Here is an 18,184-nt window from a genome sequence, read left to right as displayed (position 1 = left end):
AAGAAACCTGATGACGTGTTATTTATTAATGCGAGCGAGTATTTCAAAAAAGGAAAACGGCAAAATGCTCTTTTGCCAGAGCATATAGACAAAATTGTTGATACCTATCAATTCCGCAGGGAAGAGGATAAGAAATATTCTCGCTGCGTGTCAATGGAAGAGATTGAAAAGAACGGTTTCAATCTCAACATATCCAGATACGTGAGCACGGCAATGGAAGAAGAAATCGTTGAGCTTGCCGACGTAAAAAGAAATCTTGATGAAACCGAAGAGGCCATAAAAAAGGCAAAGGCAGAGCATAATCAGTTCTTGAGAGAACTTGGGTTGCCGGAGCTGCCTTGAATCAGAAGACATCAGGCTTTCTGCGCGGCCAAAGATGTGATATACTCATTATATGGAACGTGCGGAAACGGTCAAAATGTCCAGTCGGAATTTTCGGCGTTTGACAGGGGCAAAGCGCGCGGCATTTGCGAAAAAGCAATCCGGCGCGCACGCGAAATCGGAAACCTTGCTTGAGGACGGCACAGGGCATCAAGGGTTGGCAAAGATTCGCTCCCATTGCGTACAGCCCAAGAAGCGTTTCAAACCAAGCCCTTTGCGCAAGGCGGACAAGCTCCGCAACCACGGCATTTCGAGCCGGCGTGCGCTCAACGGGCAGGCGCTCGGGCTTTGCCGAGCGGTTCAGAATCGCTGCCGGACGTTGCCGCAACCGCAGGAGGCGCTTTGCCCTACGCTTTCGCTTGCTTTGCGGGCCGTGCAATTTTGGCAGGGCCGTTTAGGTCGCGCGGGCAGCCCATTCCACCAAAGGGCGTTTTTTTGCGCGTTTTTTATGGTATAATGTTAAAAAAGCAATTTTGCATAAAAGGAGGCCTCTGTTGTGAGCGACCTTAACACGCCGGTTCCGTTTGCGGACGACGATCCGGGGGCAGTGCGCATTGCCGATGAAGTAGTCAATATAATCGCCGGCCTGGCGGCCACCGAAGTGCCGGGAGTGGCCGGCATGAGCGGCGGCATCGTCGGCGGGATCGCCGAACTTTTGGGCAAGAAGAACCTTTCAAAAGGGGTAAAGACGCGCATTGGCGACAGGGAGGTCTCGGTTGATCTGTACGTTGTTTTGGAGTATGGCATAAACATTCCGGCCACGGCGCTAAAAATACAAGAGAAGGTAAAAGAAGCCATTGAGAACATGAGCGGCCTGAAGGTGGCGGAAATCAACATACATGTGCAAGGCATCACCAATATTGACAAAATAAAGGAAAATCAAAACAAAGACATCATTGAATAGGGGGAAAGCCATGCACATAGTCGATCGGATCGTTTTGGCTTTTTATACTTTGTTTATAGCGGCAATTTCTTTGGCAATGCTTTGTTTCGCGCTCGGCCTTTTCCCTTTTGAGTTTGCGCTTAACCAGATTACTCTGTTTTACGGCCGTTGGGAGGTTGCCGCCGCTGCCGCCGCGCTGTTTTTGGTAAGCCTGCGCCTGCTTGCCGCCGGAATCGGCGGCAGGGGCGCGAAGGAGCTGGCCGTGCCCATGAGCGACGGCGGGACGGTCAGGATAAGCATGTCCGCCGTCCGCAAGTTTGTCGAAAAAACCGTTGCGCAGGTCAGGGGAGTGCACAACGTGAAAGCGCAAATTTCCGCCGTAGGCGACGAGCTGCGCATAAAGCTGGCAGCGGGCGTGCTGCCGGAAATGAACGTGCCGGAGACGAGCAGGCTGGTACGGGAAAAGGTCAAAAACAACGTAAAAGAAACGATCGGGCGCGAAGTTTCCGAAGTTGACATTTTCTTTAACACGATTGCTTATGATGTGAAAGAAAAATAATCTTTTGGCGGGTGATTATGTGTCTGGCGTGAAAGATTTCTTCGCGTCCCTCTGGCAGACGCACCGGGGACGCATAGTCGGCGTTGCCCTTGCGCTGGCCGTCGGGGTCATGTTTCTCGTGCTTGGCTTTTTCAAAACGCTTTTTCTGCTTGCCTTGATGTCGGGCGGTTACATATTGGGCGGGAAAGTCGACAACAAAGAGGATTTGCTGGAGCTTTTGGACAGGATCCTGCCGCCGGGATACCACAAATGAGAAGGGGGCATTTATGAGCCGCCGGTTGGCCAGGGAAATGGCCTTGCAGACGCTTTTTCAAATGGAATTTTCATCGATTGGCCCCAAAGCGGCTTTCGCGGCCGTGCGGAAAGAATATGCGGACAACATGGAAGAAAGCAGCGTTGATTACGCAACTTCTTTGGTCACCGGAGTCAGCCGCCGCAGAAAGGCCTTGACCGGATTGGTCGCCAAATACGCCAAAGGTTGGGACGTTTTGCGGATTGCCAACGTCGATATGACCATACTGCGCATTTGCATTTATGAAATTTATTTTTCCCGCGAGCGGATAGACACCGGCATTGCGATCAACGAGGCGGTGGAGATCGCGAAAATTTACGGGGACAACGATTCGCCGCGTTTTATCAATGGGATATTGGGCAATATGGTTAAAACATTGGACATGAAAAAAGCGTGCGCGGATGTTCCTGGGGATTGACACAAGCTGCTACACTACTTCCGCCGCGCTCTTTGATTGTTCCGGCGCGCTTTTGGCCGACAAGCGGACGCTTCTTGCCGTAAGCCCCAATGGACGGGGATTGCGGCAATCGGAGATGGTTTTTCGGCACATCAAAAACCTGCCCTCTTTGCTTGAGGAGATTTTTGCCGAAAGGTCGGTGCGCCTGAAAGCGATCGCCGTGTCAGAGAAGCCGCGCCCATCGGCAAATTCCTACATGCCGGCGTTTGTGGGCGGCGTGGCGGTGGCCCGCTCCCTGTCTGCGGCGTTGGGGGTAAAATTATATCAGGCCAGCCACCAGGAAAACCACATAGAGGCCGGGCTGTGGTCGGCGGGCGCCCCGCAGGGCGCTTGCTTTGTCGCGCTTCATGTTTCCGGCGGGACCACCGATCTCATTTTGGCCAAGCGGCGGGGGAACAGGCTGTCCATCGCGGGGATCGGCGGCAGCGTCGACCTTAGCGCCGGGCAATATATCGACCGTATCGGCGTGGAAATGGGGCTTTGTTTTCCGGCCGGCCGGCCGCTGGAGGAGTTGGCGGCGAAAGCGGACGGCGCGCTTGAAATACCGGTGGCGGTAAAAGGGCTGTCCGCAAGTTATTCCGGGCCTTTTTCCGCCAGCCGCCGGCTGCTGCAAAAGGGCGCCGACCGGCGTTCGTTGGCGGCCGGGATACAGGCGGCGCTGGCCGAGAGCTTCGCCCGGCTCGTGCAAAACGCCTGCGCCCATAGCAACTGCCGCGAGGCGCTTTTGGTGGGCGGCGTGGCTTCCAATCTTTTCATGCGCGGCTATGTGGCGGAAAAAATGGCCAAGGCCGGCATTGGCGTTTATTTCCCTTTGCCGGAGTTTTGCCGGGACAATGCCGTTGGCTGCGCGGCGGTGGCCTTACGTGAAGGAGGATAGAAACAAAATGCCCGGGGCATATTCGGTAAGCGAGGCAAACAGCCTCATAAAGTCGGCTTTCGCTGCCCTTCCCGCTTTGCAGAGGATACAGGTGCGGGGGGAAATATCCAATTTCAAGCGCTATGACTCCGGACATTGCTATTTTACCCTGAAAGACGGGAAAAGTATATTGAAAGCAGTAATGTTTCGCGCCCGCGCGGCGCTTTTGCGTTTCAAGCCGGAAAACGGCCGGATGGCCGTCGCCAGCGGCCGGATAGATATATATGAGCGCGATGGCGTATACCAACTGTACGTTGACAATCTTTTCGCCGACGGCGCGGGGGACTTGATGGCCGCCTATGAAAATTTGCGGCTGAAACTTCAGGGGGAAGGGCTGTTCGACCAGGGGCGGAAAAAGAGGCTCCCGCCTTTTCCGGCCGCGATCGGGGTAATAACTTCTTCCGCCGGCGCGGTGCTCCACGACGTGATAACGGTGGCCGGGAAACGCAACCCGGCGGTCAAACTGATCTTTTTCCCGGTAAGGGTGCAAGGCCCGGAAGCGCCGGGGGATTTGGCGTGCGCCCTTTGCAAAATGAACAAGTTGAAAATCGCCGACCTCCTGATCATAGGGCGCGGCGGCGGCTCCATGGAAGAATTGTGGGCGTTCAACGACGAGCGGGTCGTGCGCGCGGTCGCCGAATCCGCCCTGCCGGTCATTTCGGCGGTGGGGCACGAAACGGACGTAACCCTTTGCGATTTTGCCGCCGACATGCGGGCGGCCACCCCTTCACAGGCGGCGGAGCTGGCCGTTCCCGACCGCCGGGCCGTGCTGTTCGCCATCGGCAATCAGCGCCAGCGCATGGCGCGGGTGATAAAAGCGCGCATCGGCACACTGGACGCGCACATCCGGCATTGCCTCAATGCGCGCGCGTTCAAGCGCCCGGAGACACTTTTCGCGGCGCGGGCGCAAACCGTTGACAAATTACGGGAAGGGCTGCGCGTGAACATGGCGGGAAAAACACAAAAGCATGAGCAAAATTTGCGGGCGCTGGCGGGCAAATTGGACAGTTTGAGCCCTTTGGCCGTACTCGCACGCGGCTATAGCGTTACCACCGACGAAAAAGGCGCGCCGATAAAAGATCTATGCCAGGTTGCCTGCGGCGACATGTTAAGGACGCGGCTGTGCTGCGGCGAGATATATTCCCAAGTGCGGGCCAAAAACGCAAAAGAAGGTGTTGGCAATGCCCAAGAAAAAGAACGACCCTGAAGATTTTTCCTTTGAAGAGGCGCTCGGCCAGTTGGAAAGCATCGTGCAAAAACTGGAGGGCGATGAGCTTACGCTCGATCAGGCGCTTGAATTTTTCCGCAAAGGCGTAGCCCTGGCCGGCGCCTGCAGCGGCAAACTTACCGCCGCGCAGCAGCAAGTGCAAAAGATTGTGGAGGATGCCCAAGGGGATGCCGCCATGCAACCGCTGGATTTGTCCGAGCTATGATCGCGCGCTGCGAGGTTTTTTTGCAAAACCGCCGCCAGCTTGTCGATGCGTATCTTGACAAAATAACTGGCGGCGAAAGTTTATCGGATATAAACAAAGCAGTGCGCTACAGCCTGCTTGCCGGCGGCAAACGGCTGCGCCCGCTGCTATTGATGGCCGCGGCCGAAGCCGCCGGTTCTGATTCCGCCCGCTTTTTGCCCGTGGCCTGCGGCCTGGAGATGATCCACGCCTACTCTTTGATCCACGACGATTTGCCGGCGATGGACGACGACGATTACCGGCGTGGCCGCCTGTCCTGCCACAAAGTTTTCGGCGAAGCCAAAGCCATACTTGCCGGGGACGCGCTTTTGACCCGGGCCTTTGAGGTAATGTTGGGACAGGGCGGCGTGCCGCCCGATGTTTTGGTAAAGGCGGTAAAAGAAATTGCCTTTTGCGCGGGCGCCGAAGGCATGGTCGGCGGCCAGACGATAGACATTGAGGCGGAACGGGTTGCGGACAGGATCGTTTCGGTTAAAGAGCTGCAAGAGATGCACATGGCGAAAACCGGCGCGCTCTTTCGGGCAGCCGTCTTTGCGGGCGCAATGTTGGCCGGTGCGTCGGATGCCCGGCTTACGGCGCTTGAAGACTACGCCGGCAATTTTGGCCTGGCGTTCCAGATTACCGACGACATTCTTGACGTTACGGGCGATCCCGCCGCCATGGGCAAAAAAGCCGGCAGCGACGCGCGCAAAAATAAAATTACTTATGTGTCGGCTTTTGGCTTGGGACGCGCCAAAGAACTGGCGCGCGAACATATTGGCAAGGCAGTTCTCGCTTTGTCGCCCTTTGGCGCGCAGGCCGATTATCTGCGTTTTTTAGCGGAAAGCATGCTTGAGCGGAAAAACTGACGGCCGAACGGAGCTTGGGCCCTGCGCGGCTTTCTTTGCGCAAACCTGCGGCGCCGGCCGCAGGGCCTTCCGCGTCTGGCGGCCCGAAAGGGACATTTGTTTTTTTGTTCGACAAAAGCCTTGTTTGCTGGTATAATAATACCCGGCTTGCGCATTAAAATTAAAACATGCAATTGGCCAAAGGTGAATATAAAATAGATGGATTTATTGGACAAAATCAACGACCCGCGCGCTTTGAAAGAATTGGACGCGGCGCTTTTGCCCCAACTGGCAGCGGAGATACGGGAATTTATCATCGCTACCGTTTCCCAAACCGGCGGGCATTTGGCCTCCAATTTGGGCGTGGTGGAATTGACGCTGGCTTTGCATCGGGTTTTTGATTGCCCGCGGGACAAGATCATCTGGGATGTTGGGCATCAATCGTATACGCACAAAATACTGACAGGCCGGCGGGACCGTTTCCCGACACTGCGCCAGTTCGGCGGGCTTTCCGGCTTTCCGGCGCGTTCGGAAAGCGAAAATGACGCTTTTGGCACGGGGCACGCCAGCACCTCCATTTCAGCGGCGCTTGGCATGGCGGCCGCGCGCGACCTGAAAAAAGAAGACTTCAATGTCGCGGCGGTGATCGGCGACGGCGCTTTTACCGGCGGCATGGCCTTTGAGGCGCTCAATAACGCCGGAGAATTAAAAAAAAAGATGTTAGTGGTATTAAATGACAACGAAATGTCCATAGCGAAAAATGTCGGCGCCTTGTCGGAATATTTTTACCGTATGCGGACAGGCGCGACTTACAAGCGTATCAGGCGCGACATTGACGCTGTATTGAAAAGCATACCGTCCATCGGCGCCCGCATGCTGCGGACGGCGGAAAGGGTAAAAAACAGCGTCAAATTCCTGCTGGTGCCCGGAATGCTGTTTGAAGAACTGGGCCTGAACTACATCGGCCCGGTGGACGGCCATGACATAGGGAAGATGATTGAAATTTTCGAGTTGGCAAAAAAATACGACAGGCCGGTGGTGGCGCATGTCCTGACCTGCAAGGGGAAAGGCTACGTGCCGGCGGAAAAGAAAGCGGTGGCTTTTCACGGCACCGGCCCTTTTAAGGTCGAGACAGGCGACAAGGAAACCAAAAACCGGGCGGTTACCTACACCGAAGCGTTCAGCAAGGTGATTTTGGAACTGGCGGAAAAAGACAGCCGGATAACGGCGATTACCGCCGCCATGCCTGACGGCACCGGCCTTTCCGACTTTGCCGGCAAACATCCTGACAGGTTTTTTGACGTTGGCATAGCCGAACAGCACGCGGTTACCATGGCGGCGGGAATGGCCTGCGAGGGATTGCGGCCGGTGGTCGCGATTTATTCCACCTTCGCCCAGCGGGCGTATGATCAGTTGATCCACGACGTGTGCCTGCAAAACCTGCCGGTGGTCTTTGCCTTTGACCGGGCCGGGCTGGTGGGCGACGACGGGGCGACCCATCACGGGGCGTTCTCTTTTTCCTTCCTGCGCAGCGCGCCGAATATGGCAATCTTCGCCCCGAAAGACGAAAACGAACTTCAGGCCATGGTGCGGACAGCTTTTACCATAAACGGGCCGACGGCCATCTTTTATCCGCGCGGGCCCGGCGTTGGCGCGCCGCCGGGCGAGGGAGCGCCGCTGCTGACAATCGGGCGCGCCGAACAAATAATTTGCGGCCAGGACGCGGTCATTTGGGCAATCGGCAGCATGGTCGGCCACGCCGAGAAGATTTGCGGGAAATTATCGGATTTTGGCATAAAAGCCGGGTTGGTCAACGCCCGTTTTGTAAAGCCGCTGGACAGGGATCTTCTGGCGCAAACCGCCGATGGCTGCAAATACATGGTTACGCTTGAGGAAAATATGATAGCGGGCGGCTTTGGCTCCGCCGTGCTGGAAGAATTGCAGGCCGCGGGAATTTTGGACAAAATAAAAACATTGTCGCTGGGCCTGCCCGATTGCTTTGTGCCGCACGGCAGCAAAGACGCGCTCCTTAAAAGCCTGCGCCTCGACGTCGATTCGCTGGCGGAGCGCATCGCGGCCTTTTGCCGGCCGTGACGGGAACATGAAGAAAAAACGCATAGACGTCCTCCTGGCGGAAAAGGGATTTTTCCCTACGCGCGAGCGGGCGCAGGCCGCCCTTATGGCCGGCATCGTGCTGGCCGACGGCCGCAGGATAGAAAAGCCCGGCGACAGCGTCGCGGAAACAGCGGACATAAAAATTATTGGCAATGATTTGCCCTACGTCAGCCGGGGCGGCCTGAAACTGGAAAAGGCCCTGGACGTTTTCGCCCTCGATCTGACCGGCAAAATCATGGTAGATATAGGGGCGTCGACCGGAGGTTTCACCGATTGCGCGCTAAAGCGCGGCGCGCGCAGAGTGTACGCCATTGACGTGGGGTACGGCCAGCTGGACTGGAAATTGCGAAGCGACGGGCGCGTGGTAAACATGGAGCGCGTCAACGCCCGCTATCTTTCCGCCGGCCGGATCCGGGACAAAGCGGACTTTGCCGCCATAGACGTCTCCTTTATCTCTCTTTCCAAAATACTGCCTGCGCTGAAAACATTCCTGGCGCAAGACGGCGCCGTTGTCGCCTTGGTTAAACCGCAGTTTGAGGCCGGCCGGGAATGTCTGGGCAAAAATGGGGTTGTCCGCGACCCTACGGTGCATAAACGCGTCTTGGCTCAAAGCATAAAAAACGCGCAGGAAAACGGCTTTGCGGTTACAGGCCTTGATTTTTCGCCGATAAAAGGCCCGCGGGGCAATATAGAGTATTTGCTTTGTTTGCGCGCCGGGGAAGGTGATTTTGCCGCCAACATCGACGAAGTCGTCAAGCTTGCGCATATAAATGCAAAATAAAGGTGTTTTTATGAAATTGGCCTTGGGAATATTCCCTAACCCGGAAAAAGAAAAAGTATTGGCCGTGCTTGATTATCTGCTGGATGTCTGCGCCGCGGAAGGAATAGAGACGTTTTTGCCCAAATCCGCCGCGTTGGGAAAAGCCTGCGGCATTTTTGACGAGCGGGACGCCGAAAGCATGGGCAAACTGAAAATGGCGATGTCGCTTGGCGGCGACGGGACTTTTTTGCACGCGGCCCAATACGCTTGCTTGCTCGACATTCCGGTTTGCGGCGTAAATATCGGCCGCAAAGGCTTTCTGACGGAGATTGAACTGCCGGACATCGCCGCCGCCATAAAGAAAATCGCCGCCGCGCAATATGAAATCGAAGAACGCTATATGCTGCGCTCAAGTGTCCGGCGGGACGGGCGGGTAATTTCCGACGCGTCCGCCCTCAATGACATTGTGATCAGCAAGGGGACGCAGACCAAGCTCATACGATTGTCGGTAAACATCAACAACAGCCTGAAAGGCTCTTACTACTCGGCCGACGGCATTGTTTTCGCCACCGCCACAGGCTCTACCGCTTATTCCCTGTCCGCCGGCGGCCCGATCGTCCATCCGTCGCTGCCGGCCATCATAATCACGCCGATTTCGCCGCACGCTTTGTCCGTCCGTCCGCTTGTCATACCGGCGGCAAGCGAAATTGCCATAAAGCCGGTGCCCCCCTACAATGAAATGACCCTTGCCAACGACGGCACAACCTTGACGTCGGTTTTGCCCGGCGACGTCGTGAAAGTGGAAAGCAGCCGCTATAAAAGCAAATTCATCAGGCTCGGCAGCGCCTCCTATTATGATACCTGGCAGGAACGTTTGCAAAAAGGCGAAACGATATAAAAAATAAAGCAGGGAAGGGAAGATATTCATGAAAGGGATCAGGCACGCGAAAATAAAAGAAATAATAGATCAGCAGATGATGGAAACGCAGGAAGACTTGGCGGCGGCTCTGCGCGCGCACGGGATAGACGTGACGCAAGCGACCGTGTCAAGGGACATAAAGGAACTTATGCTGATAAAAGTGCCCACGGGCGACGGGCATTACCGTTACGCCTTTCCTACCGAACAAGGCGTCATGCTTTCGCAGGCCAGGATGGAAAGGATATTTCAAGACTCGGTCATCAGCGTGCTGGCCAGTGAAAACCTCGTGATCATCCGCACCCTGCCCGGAACCGCCCAAGCGGTTGCCTACACCATCGATTATGTGCGCTGGCCGGAGATTCTCGGCACCATAGCCGGCGACGACACCATTTTTGTCGCCGCCTCCTCAAGAAACGAAATTGACAATTTGCTCGCTAAATTCCGCGGCCTGTTTTGACTGTTTGCTTGGTACGGGAGAAAAGTAAATGCTGATGACCTTGTCTGTACGAAATTTTGCGCTTTTTGATGAGTTGCTTGTCGATTTCCAGCCCGGATTCAACGTGCTGACCGGGGAAACCGGAGCCGGCAAATCTATTTTGATCGACGCCTTTAACATCGCGCTCGGCGGAAAAGCGTCCGCCGATTATATACGCCCGGGCAAAGATTTTTTCATCGCGCAGGCGGTCTTTGACCTTTCCGGTCAGGACGCGGCGCAAAAACTGCTCGACGATCTGGGGGTGGACTATAAGGACAACGAACTCATCCTGTCGCGCAAGGTCGCGGCAGCCGGGAAAAGCGTCTGCACCGCCAACGGGACCAGGATACCGGCGGGCGCGCTGAAAAATATCGGCGATCTGCTCGTGGACGTGCACGGGCAATATGAAAACCAGCAGCTTCTTAAACAGGATACTTATCTTGGCTTGATAGACGGCTGCGCCGGACGGGAAGGCGAAAAGCTGCTCAAGGAATACAAAGAGGTTTTTGCCGCTTTGAAAGACACCGCAAAGCAAATCAGGCAAAATGCGGAAAACGCCGCCGAACGGGAACGCAAGCTGGACATTCTCGCGTGGGAAATCGACGAAATAGAAAAAGCCGGACTAAAATCCGGCGAAGACAAAGACTTGGAAGAAAAAAAGGTAAAGCTCGTCAACAGAGAAAAAATTTTAACCGCCCTTTCCGCCGCCTACAACATTATCGGCGGCGGGGACGGGGAAAGCGAAGGGCTGTCCTTTGGCGCGTCCAAATTGTTAAAAGCCCTTGACGCCGCCGCCCGTTACGACGCGGCGGCGGAAAAAATGCGCAAAACCGCCGAAGAACTAAATTATGCGCTTTCGGATATAAAAATGGAACTGGCGGATATGCTGGACGCAAGCGAAACGGGCGGCGACATAGAAATTATTGAGCAAAGGCTTGACTTCATTTACCGGCTAAAGAAAAAATACGGCGAAACCATAGCCGACATCTTAAAATATTGTTCCGTAGCCACGAAAGAGCGGGAGGGGCTTTTGCGCGCCGAAGAAAATCTCGGGCGGCTGGAAGAGGCAAAACTGGCATTGTCGGCTAAAGCGTCGGCGCTGGCGCGGGACTTGAGCGCAACGCGCGCCCGGAGCGCAGAACTTTTCGCCGCCCGGGCGCTGGAACACATTCATGATTTGGCCATGCCGCAGGCGCGGTTTGTCATTGCGAGCAAAACAAAGGAAGGGTTAAGCGATACGGGACAGGATGAAATACAGTTTCTTTTTTCCGCCAACGCCGGACAGGAATTGCGCCCGCTGAACAAGGTTGCCTCCGGCGGGGAATTGTCCCGGATCGCGCTCTCGGTAAAAACTGCCGTCATGGGCGAAAGCGGGCCGCCGACAATGGTTTTCGACGAAGTGGACACGGGCGTCGGCGGCAAAACCGCGCAGCGGATGGCGGAAAAGATGGCGACAATCGCGTTTAAAAAGCAGGTGCTTTGCATTACACATCTGCCGCAAATCGCTTGCATGGCCGATTGCCACATCTATATAGATAAAAAAGAGGACGGCCTTGCCACTTGGATAGAGATAGAAAAACTTGACGGACAAGCAAGAGTTTCCGAATTGACCAGAATGATCGCCGGCGACAGCCAGACGCAGATCGCCCGGGACAATGCGCGGCAGATGCTTGAAATGGCGGCGCAGAGGAAAAAAAGCCTGCGCGGGCAAAATACGGGCAAGTAAAATAGGGGCAATTTGAAGCGGAAGGGTAAGGCGCGATGCCAAACAAGGCCGACGAGGAAAAATTCGCGGAAAAACGCCTATGCGGGCGGGAAGTATATAAAGGCCGGATGCTCAAATACGATATCGACGAAGTGCTTTTGCCCAACGGCCGCCAAGCGTCGCGCGAGGTCATAAAACATCCCGGCGCGGCGGCCGTGGCGGCGGTACTGCCTGACGGCAGGATCGTTCTGGTCAGGCAGTACCGCTATCCGGTCGGGCGCGTGCTTTATGAACTGCCGGCCGGCAAACTGGACGCGGGCGAAGATCCTTTGGGCTGCGCCCGGCGCGAGTTGGCGGAAGAAACCGGCTTTACGGCGGGGAAATGGCGCAAACTTTCCTCCATAGTTACGGCGCCCGGCTTTTGCGACGAAGTCATACACATTTTTCGCGCCGACGACCTTGCCGCCGGCCGGCAGCGGCCGGACGAGGACGAATTTGTGGAAACGGTTTTTCTGTCAACGGCGGAGATCGGAAATTTAGTGAAAACCGGCGCAATTTGCGATGCCAAGACGCTGGCCGGGCTGTTTTTATGCGAAATGCTGAAATGACGGGAAATTATTACGCCGACCTGCACATACACGTCGGCGCAAACGAAGACGGGCGCTGGGTGAAAATACCGGCCGCCAAAGGGCTTACGGTCAGGAACATATTGCGCGAGGCGAGCACCCGCAAGGGGCTGGACGTGATCGGGATTGCCGACAGCCTGTCGCCGCTGGTGCAAAAGGACCTTTGCCGCCTTGCGGCCTCCGGCGAATTGGCCGAGCTGCCCGGCGGCGGCTACAGCTGGCGCGGCCGGCTGACCGTTATTTTGGGCGGCGAAGTGGAAACGCGGGAAAAGGGCGGCGGACTGGCGCACAGCCTTCTTTTTTTGCCCACGCTGGCGCAAATGCGGGAGCTGTCCGACGAGCTGTCGCTGCACATAAAAAACATCAATATGAGTTCGCAAAACGCCCACATGGACCTACGCAGCCTTTACGCCCTCGCGCGCGGGCACGGCGCCAAAATAATCCCGGCGCACATTTTTACGCCCTTTAAAAGCGTTTACGGCAATTGCGCAAGGCGCATGGCCATGCTTTTCGACGGCGAAGCGCCGGGCATTTCGGCGGTTGAGCTGGGGTTGAGCGCCGATTCTTATATGGCCGACCGGATAGAGGAATTGCGTGAAATTACCTATTTAGCCAATTCGGATGCCCATTCGCCGCAAAACATTGGGCGGGAATTTACTGCGCTTAACATTAGCGGGGCAGTAAATTTCGCAAATATTTTCGCGGCCATTGAAGGGAAAAAGGGCAAAGTGGCAATGCTTTACGGCCTGCATCCGGCCCTTGGGAAATATTATTTGACGCGTTGCGCCGCCTGCGGCGCGGAAGCTGACTATCAACGGGAAAAATGCCCCCTGTGCGGCGGCCGCGTGGTACGGGGCGTAAAACAGCGGGTAGATGAAATAGCCGATTGCCCGGAAGGGACATTCCCCCGACGGCAGCCCGGCTACCGCTACCATTTCCCGCTTTCGGAACTGCCGGGGGTAGGGGCGAAGGCATTGCAAAAAGTTTATTGCGGAAAATTAACAGATATCGAACTAATGTATAAAAGCGATGCCCGGCAGGTCAAAGAACTGCTTGGGGAGCGGATTTTGGCTATCATTGAAAAGGCCGTGGGCCAAAAATTGCGGATTTTTGGCGGTGGCGCGGGCCGCTATGGGTATGTTATAATTGAAAAAAAGAAAAGTGAAGCTCTCCGGCAACCGAGCCAAACCGCTACTTTTGCAATGGCTCCTTTTAATGGGCAAGAAGATGGATTTTAGCTGATATGTGTGTTTAAAATGGAAATAGCAGTTGACGCTCTATTTTGAAAACAGCGGGACGGTGTTTAACAAAATGTAAAATGTAATATGTTACATGCACATATGCTGCCGTTTTAGGAAAAACACTTTATTAATTTAAGGGAGGATAATGCAATGGAAATTTTAAAAGTATCAGCCAAATCCAGTCCTAATTCAGTGGCCGGCGCGCTGGCCGGAGTGCTGCGCGAAAGGGGGAACGCGGAAATGCAGGCAATCGGGGCGGGCGCTTTGAACCAGGCGGTAAAAGCGGTCGCGATCGCGCGCGGCTTTGTCGCCCCGCACGGGATGGACATAGTATGCGTGCCCGCGTTTACCGACATAGTCATCGAAGGGGAGGATCGCACCGCAATAAAGTTGATTGTGGAACCGCGATAGTCAGCTTCAAACCGTAAATCGCAGACAAAAAGGCAACGCCCTCGAAGCGCGCAGGCATCAGCCGGCCGCCCGGGGCGCCGCCTTTTTTTTCAGTCTCGGTTGTATTTGAACCTTGTGCCGGCCAATTTTCCCCAGACCTTGTCACATTCGGCCATGGTTTCCTTGTCCAATCCGCCTTTGTCCAGCGTTTTGAGGTTTTGCCGCAACTGCTCCAGCTTGGAAAAGCCCGTGATGACGGCATCCACGCCGGCGGCGCCATACAGCCAGCGCATAGCCAGCTCCAGCATGCCGATGCCGGCCTTTTCGGCGATGGCGTGTAAGTCGTCCCAGGCGCTGAAATTTTCCTCGTTCCAGTACCTGTCCGCATACATTTTGCTGTTGGAAAAACGCGTATTGGGCAGCTGCCGCTTGTCTTTGTATTTATCGGTCAAAAAGCCGGCGGCCAACGGGTTGTATACGACAAGCCCCAGCTTGTGCGCGCGCAGGAACGGCAAAAATTCCTGCTCAATCCCGCGCGTTATGATATTATACACCATTTGCGTTACGACCGGGTAGTTCAAACCGGCCGACCGCGCCTGATAATACATTTGGCAAAGCTGCCAGGCGGCGTAATTGGAAGCGCCGATATAACGCACTTTCCCGGAACGCACCAGCGTATCCATAGCGCCGAGGGTTTCTTCGACGGGCGTTAAAGCATCGGGCGCGTGCAAATAATATATGTCAAGGTAGTCGGTTTTCAGCCTTTTGAGCGACGACTCTATCTGTTTCAGTATATAGCGCCGCGAAAGGCCGCCGGCATCGTTAGGCAAGCCGGCCGCTTTTTGGTTCAGGCGGGAGCCGACTTTGCTCGCCAGTATTATACTGTCGCGTTTGCCCGCTACGGCCTTGCCGAGGATCTCCTCCGAACGGCCGTTGGTGTAGACATTGGCCGTATCGAAAAAATTGACGCCCTCGCCGATAGCGTATTCGACCGCCGCCACGCCGGTTTTTTCATCGACTTGGTCGCCTAAGGTCATTGCGCCTATGCACAACTTGGATACTTCAATGCCGGTGCCGGTAAGTTTTACATACTCCATTTTGCTGCCTCCTTTTCGTAAAATTTTCTTTTGTTTTTCAAAACGGGAATCCAGGTATTGAAATATCGCCCGATGGCGCCGGCAGGCTCTAACTGGCGGGGCAACAACAGCTAATTTGCCGCAGCAAAGGCAAAACCCTGCTTCCTGCTTGTTTGTATTTTGCCGATGCCGGGGAAAGCGATGTGCATGCCCGCGACAAAAGCGCCTTGCGCCGCCGCCCATTCCAAAACCGCCTTGCGCGTTTTGACCGCTTGCGCCGGGTCGACGTCGTAAGTTACCGCGACGCCGGGGAGCGGCATCTGTATGGCCATGGCGTGCGCGATGTCCCCCCAGATCAGGCATTTGCCTTCAGCGCCGCCATTTTGCACAAGATACATGGTGTGGCCCGGCGTATGCCCATAGGCGGCGATCGGGTATATCCCGGCGAACAGGCTCTCCGCCCTGGCCCCTCCGGCGGCGGACCGGTCGAGTTCCCCGGGGGCGAATGTCTTGACCCTGCCGCCGTAAGGCTTAAGCTTTTCCGCCGCGCTTTTGTCTTTCCAGTAATCAAGTTCTCTGTCCGCCACGTATATATCGGCGTTGGGAAAAGCGACTTGGCCTTCGCGCAAAAGGCCGCCGATGTGATCGCCATGCATGTGCGTCAGCAGCACGGCGTCAACATCCTCCGGGGAAACGCCTGCCGCCCGCAGATTGCGGAAAAGCTCCCGGCCGTAGCCTGTGTCAATGAGGACGGTCTTGCCGCCGGTTTTTACCAAAAAGGCGTTGACCGCGCTAGGGAAGGCTCCGCCCGGAAGGTAGCGCCGTTTGTCATCGTCGGCGGCGTTGAGCAGTATGGAAGAATCGCCGCTGCGGTCGCCTTCGGAAAGCAAGATGATTTTTATTCCGCCCAAATCCATACCCTTTGCCGTTTCCGGCGGCTGCGCCCCGCCGGAAACGGCAACCGCAAATAAAGACGCCAGCAACGCCAATTGAAGCAATCGCCTTGTCAAACCCACCGCCTCCTGTTTTACGCCCCGCCGTTTCGGCTTTTTATCGGCGCGAACGTACCGTATGTTAATATATTGACGTATATTAATTAAATTATAACAAAATTGCGACTGGCCGGCTACCTGAAAAAATATATGGCGCGTTGCATAAATCCGCCGCCGGCGCAAGCGCAAAAGCCCCTTGCGCCACAGGGGTACAAGCGAGGAATAAAAGATTTTCAATCGTGCCGTCTGAAAAGCCCCCTGCGCCGCAGGGGTACAAGAAGCCATTAAAAGTCCTTGGGCAAGCCCTGCGGCCTATGCCGGGGAAAGCCCGGCGCGAAGCATGGACAAAACAAATCGGCCCCCTGCCCGCGCAGGGGGCCGATTTTGGCGGGCATCCCGCGCAAAGTTCGGTGCGGCCTTTTGAAGATTCCACTGGCTTCGTACACTTAAGGTTGCCCGCGCAGGTTCGGCCATGGCCAAGCAGGGGGCGGCGTATTCACCCGAATTGAAGCCAATTGAAAACTTTTGGGCATGGCTAAAAGCTAAACTGCGCAGAACGCTCGCTAATTTTTCTTGTTTTGATGACGCTCTTTGCTACTGTTTTAAAAGTATTTGACTATATATCCGGCAACGTCCGTATTCAATTTTGCCGATGCGGGCAGGGACGCTCCCGCCGCCGGCCGGCTTTTTTGCGGAAATGGCCGCCGATAGGTTTGCGCTTTAACCGCCGCAATTGCAGAAACGGGGGCTGCCCATGCGCCACGCGGCAACAAAAAAGCGGCGGGCATTTTGCCCGCCGCTGCCGTTTTAAATCAAAAATGGAAGGTTACATAGCTCCAGAGCAGCTTGCCTTTTGTGCGCGCAAGGCCGTCTACGTCGTCTTGCTGTTTAAAGTCGAAGTAATCGACGTTCAGGTCGACGTTCTTGGCCAGCACGTAGCTTGCGCCCACCGTCCAGCCTTTGTAGCCGAAGGCTTGATCCGCGATGGACATTTCAATGGTCGGCGCGAAAATGGCTCCCGCCGGCAGGGAGTAATAAGCGCCGCGCAGCTCAAAAGTGCCGGCCTTTTTCAGGTCTTTTTCCCCAAAGGTCAGCCCGGCCGCCCAGCCTTTTTTCTTTACAACGTGATGCAAGAAGGTGCCAAAGCCATAGTGATAAGAGTACAAATCGAAATTCTTGGTCGAGCCGACATATTCCGCCCAGAGGTTGAGGTTGTCCGCCAACTGGTAATCCAGCCCGATTTCATAAACATTGTTGTCCACTTCGCTGTACTTAAACAAGCCGTAATCTCCGTCAGCGCCTTTGTTTTTGACGTTGTACCAGGCGAGGATGCCGCGCAGTTTGTCGGTGAAGCGGTAGCCGACCTCGGCGCCCAGCAGCTGGGTGCGCTGGTTGGAAGCAGAGCCAACCCCAAACTGCGGCAGGTTATATACAATATTCGCTCCCTGGACAGGGCGCAGGGCAAAGACGTCCACGCTCCATTTGCCGGTGGCGTAATTGAGCTTGAGCCCGTCCACGTCGTCGTCCAGCAAGGAGCCGTAGACCGCCGTGTGCGACCAGTTGCCGGCGGTTACGTTGACCGCCCCGATGGAGCCTTCCACCCAGGCGTTGCGCAAAGTGGCGCGGCTTTCGGAACCGTTGGCGTTGGTTTTGAAGTTCTGCCCGTTGTGCTCAATCATGCCGGTATATTTCCAGCGCTCGTTCACCTGGCCGTTGATCCACAGGCGGGAACGCAGCAGGCTTTCGTCTGTCCTGTTCTCCGCGCCTGCGGCAAGCCCGATAGCTACAGCGCCGCTGCTATATTTGCGGGTCTCGCGTTTGTGGCCGAACCGCGCCTCGCCGGTGATAGTTACGTTGTCCAGCTTCTTCTCGAGCCTTGCCACGCGCACGCCCAAGATCTCCAGTTCCCCAGCGAACTCCGCCGCCAAACGCTCGATCTGCGCCTTCTGGTCGGAGTCGGCTTTGTCCGCGCGCGCCAGGGCTTTCGCGATGATCTGGGCCGCCTCGTAGCGGGTGATGTTGGCGGAGCCGACGAAACGGCCGTTGCCGTAGCCTTCGATTATCCCCGCTTGTGCCAGTTTGCTGATGGAAGCGTAGG

The 18,184-nt window shown here is 55.7% G+C and carries 20 protein-coding genes; 17 read left to right on the top strand and 3 right to left on the bottom strand.

The window, feature by feature from the left end; translation table 11 throughout:
- The 17 genes from LBO03_06790 to LBO03_06710 all read left to right on the top strand — a co-directional run.
- Positions 1-342, top strand: a 342-nt coding sequence (locus LBO03_06790; protein ID MDR3349294.1) for an SAM-dependent methyltransferase, incomplete at its 5' end; no start/stop codon positions are given.
- 535 nt (positions 343-877) lie between these two features.
- Entirely contained in the window at positions 878-1,285 is a 408-nt protein-coding gene (locus tag LBO03_06785) for an Asp23/Gls24 family envelope stress response protein (protein MDR3349293.1), read from the top strand.
- A 10-nt stretch (positions 1,286-1,295) separates the two neighbouring features.
- Entirely contained in the window at positions 1,296-1,823 is a 528-nt protein-coding gene (gene amaP / locus LBO03_06780) for an alkaline shock response membrane anchor protein AmaP (protein ID MDR3349292.1), read from the top strand.
- Between the two features lie 19 nt (positions 1,824-1,842).
- Positions 1,843-2,076: a DUF2273 domain-containing protein gene (locus tag LBO03_06775; protein MDR3349291.1), complete on the top strand. Its 234-nt coding sequence runs from the start codon at positions 1,843-1,845 to the stop codon at positions 2,074-2,076.
- Positions 2,077-2,089: 13 nt separating this feature from the next.
- Positions 2,090-2,533, top strand: coding sequence for a transcription antitermination factor NusB (gene nusB, locus LBO03_06770; GenBank protein MDR3349290.1), 444 nt, complete (start codon positions 2,090-2,092; stop codon positions 2,531-2,533).
- On the top strand, positions 2,517-3,449 hold the full coding sequence (locus LBO03_06765; protein ID MDR3349289.1) for an O-sialoglycoprotein endopeptidase: 933 nt from the start codon (positions 2,517-2,519) through the stop codon (positions 3,447-3,449). The genes nusB and LBO03_06765 overlap by 17 nt, the downstream gene beginning before the upstream one ends.
- A 7-nt stretch (positions 3,450-3,456) precedes the next feature.
- The gene (xseA, locus tag LBO03_06760) at positions 3,457-4,695 is read left to right on the top strand and encodes an exodeoxyribonuclease VII large subunit (protein ID MDR3349288.1); all 1,239 of its coding nucleotides are present in this window, start codon (positions 3,457-3,459) and stop codon (positions 4,693-4,695) included.
- A complete protein-coding gene (gene xseB / locus LBO03_06755; protein ID MDR3349287.1) occupies positions 4,670-4,921 on the top strand; it encodes an exodeoxyribonuclease VII small subunit in 252 nt (83 codons plus the stop codon). Before xseA ends, xseB begins: the two co-directional genes overlap by 26 nt.
- Positions 4,918-5,808, top strand: a complete 891-nt coding sequence (locus LBO03_06750; protein ID MDR3349286.1) for a polyprenyl synthetase family protein — start codon at positions 4,918-4,920, stop codon at positions 5,806-5,808. Before xseB ends, LBO03_06750 begins: the two co-directional genes overlap by 4 nt.
- Before the next feature lie 198 nt (positions 5,809-6,006).
- Positions 6,007-7,881 carry a 1-deoxy-D-xylulose-5-phosphate synthase gene (gene dxs / locus LBO03_06745; protein ID MDR3349285.1) on the top strand — a complete coding sequence of 625 codons (1,875 nt, stop codon included), beginning with the start codon at positions 6,007-6,009 and terminating at the stop codon, positions 7,879-7,881.
- Between the two features lie 7 nt (positions 7,882-7,888).
- Positions 7,889-8,683 (top strand): TlyA family RNA methyltransferase, encoded by a 795-nt coding sequence (locus LBO03_06740; protein ID MDR3349284.1) that lies wholly within the window; start codon positions 7,889-7,891, stop codon positions 8,681-8,683.
- A gap of 10 nt (positions 8,684-8,693) precedes the next feature.
- Positions 8,694-9,560 carry an NAD(+)/NADH kinase gene (locus LBO03_06735; protein ID MDR3349283.1) on the top strand — a complete coding sequence of 289 codons (867 nt, stop codon included), beginning with the start codon at positions 8,694-8,696 and terminating at the stop codon, positions 9,558-9,560.
- A 28-nt stretch (positions 9,561-9,588) separates the two neighbouring features.
- Complete coding sequence (gene argR, locus LBO03_06730; GenBank protein ID MDR3349282.1) at positions 9,589-10,038, top strand: arginine repressor; 450 nt, start codon at positions 9,589-9,591, stop codon at positions 10,036-10,038.
- A gap of 28 nt (positions 10,039-10,066) precedes the next feature.
- Entirely contained in the window at positions 10,067-11,782 is a 1,716-nt protein-coding gene (gene recN, locus LBO03_06725; GenBank protein MDR3349281.1) for a DNA repair protein RecN, read from the top strand.
- Between the two features lie 35 nt (positions 11,783-11,817).
- Positions 11,818-12,369 (top strand): NUDIX hydrolase, encoded by a 552-nt coding sequence (locus tag LBO03_06720; GenBank protein MDR3349280.1) that lies wholly within the window; start codon positions 11,818-11,820, stop codon positions 12,367-12,369.
- The gene (locus LBO03_06715; GenBank protein ID MDR3349279.1) at positions 12,351-13,625 is read left to right on the top strand and encodes an endonuclease Q family protein; all 1,275 of its coding nucleotides are present in this window, start codon (positions 12,351-12,353) and stop codon (positions 13,623-13,625) included. The genes LBO03_06720 and LBO03_06715 overlap by 19 nt, the downstream gene beginning before the upstream one ends.
- A gap of 153 nt (positions 13,626-13,778) precedes the next feature.
- Complete coding sequence (locus LBO03_06710) at positions 13,779-14,039, top strand: stage V sporulation protein S (GenBank protein ID MDR3349278.1); 261 nt, start codon at positions 13,779-13,781, stop codon at positions 14,037-14,039.
- 89 nt (positions 14,040-14,128) lie between these two features.
- On the opposite strand, the gene LBO03_06705 is transcribed toward LBO03_06710, so the two are convergent.
- From LBO03_06705 to LBO03_06695, 3 genes are all read right to left on the bottom strand, one after another.
- Positions 14,129-15,115 carry an aldo/keto reductase gene (locus tag LBO03_06705; GenBank protein ID MDR3349277.1) on the bottom strand — a complete coding sequence of 329 codons (987 nt, stop codon included), beginning with the start codon at positions 15,113-15,115 and terminating at the stop codon, positions 14,129-14,131.
- Between the two features lie 110 nt (positions 15,116-15,225).
- Complete coding sequence (locus LBO03_06700) at positions 15,226-16,104, bottom strand: MBL fold metallo-hydrolase (GenBank protein MDR3349276.1); 879 nt, start codon at positions 16,102-16,104, stop codon at positions 15,226-15,228.
- A gap of 794 nt (positions 16,105-16,898) precedes the next feature.
- Positions 16,899-18,184 (bottom strand): S-layer homology domain-containing protein (locus LBO03_06695; protein MDR3349275.1); only part of this gene is annotated, 1,286 nt, incomplete at its 5' end.

This window comes from Acidaminococcales bacterium, assembly GCA_031290885.1.
Classification (GTDB): domain Bacteria; phylum Bacillota; class Negativicutes; order Acidaminococcales; family JAISLQ01; genus JAISLQ01.
The sequence above is the reverse complement of the archived record's forward strand: the minus strand, read 5'-3'. Positions and strand labels throughout refer to the sequence as shown.

Bases quoted from the DNA above. Each gene is read 5' to 3' on its own strand.
- amaP (MDR3349292.1), top strand. From the start codon at position 1,296: ATGCACATAGTCGATCGGATCGTTTTGGCTTTTTATACTTTGTTTATA.
- nusB (MDR3349290.1), top strand. From the start codon at position 2,090: ATGAGCCGCCGGTTGGCCAGGGAAATGGCCTTGCAGACGCTTTTTCAA.
- LBO03_06765 (MDR3349289.1), top strand. From the start codon at position 2,517: ATGTTCCTGGGGATTGACACAAGCTGCTACACTACTTCCGCCGCGCTC.
- xseA (MDR3349288.1), top strand. From the start codon at position 3,457: ATGCCCGGGGCATATTCGGTAAGCGAGGCAAACAGCCTCATAAAGTCG.
- xseB (MDR3349287.1), top strand. From the start codon at position 4,670: ATGCCCAAGAAAAAGAACGACCCTGAAGATTTTTCCTTTGAAGAGGCG.
- LBO03_06750 (MDR3349286.1), top strand. From the start codon at position 4,918: ATGATCGCGCGCTGCGAGGTTTTTTTGCAAAACCGCCGCCAGCTTGTC.
- dxs (MDR3349285.1), top strand. From the start codon at position 6,007: ATGGATTTATTGGACAAAATCAACGACCCGCGCGCTTTGAAAGAATTG.
- LBO03_06740 (MDR3349284.1), top strand. From the start codon at position 7,889: ATGAAGAAAAAACGCATAGACGTCCTCCTGGCGGAAAAGGGATTTTTC.
- LBO03_06735 (MDR3349283.1), top strand. From the start codon at position 8,694: ATGAAATTGGCCTTGGGAATATTCCCTAACCCGGAAAAAGAAAAAGTA.
- argR (MDR3349282.1), top strand. From the start codon at position 9,589: ATGAAAGGGATCAGGCACGCGAAAATAAAAGAAATAATAGATCAGCAG.
- recN (MDR3349281.1), top strand. From the start codon at position 10,067: ATGCTGATGACCTTGTCTGTACGAAATTTTGCGCTTTTTGATGAGTTG.
- LBO03_06720 (MDR3349280.1), top strand. From the start codon at position 11,818: ATGCCAAACAAGGCCGACGAGGAAAAATTCGCGGAAAAACGCCTATGC.
- LBO03_06715 (MDR3349279.1), top strand. From the start codon at position 12,351: ATGCGAAATGCTGAAATGACGGGAAATTATTACGCCGACCTGCACATA.
- LBO03_06710 (MDR3349278.1), top strand. From the start codon at position 13,779: ATGGAAATTTTAAAAGTATCAGCCAAATCCAGTCCTAATTCAGTGGCC.
- LBO03_06705 (MDR3349277.1), bottom strand. From the start codon at position 15,115: ATGGAGTATGTAAAACTTACCGGCACCGGCATTGAAGTATCCAAGTTG.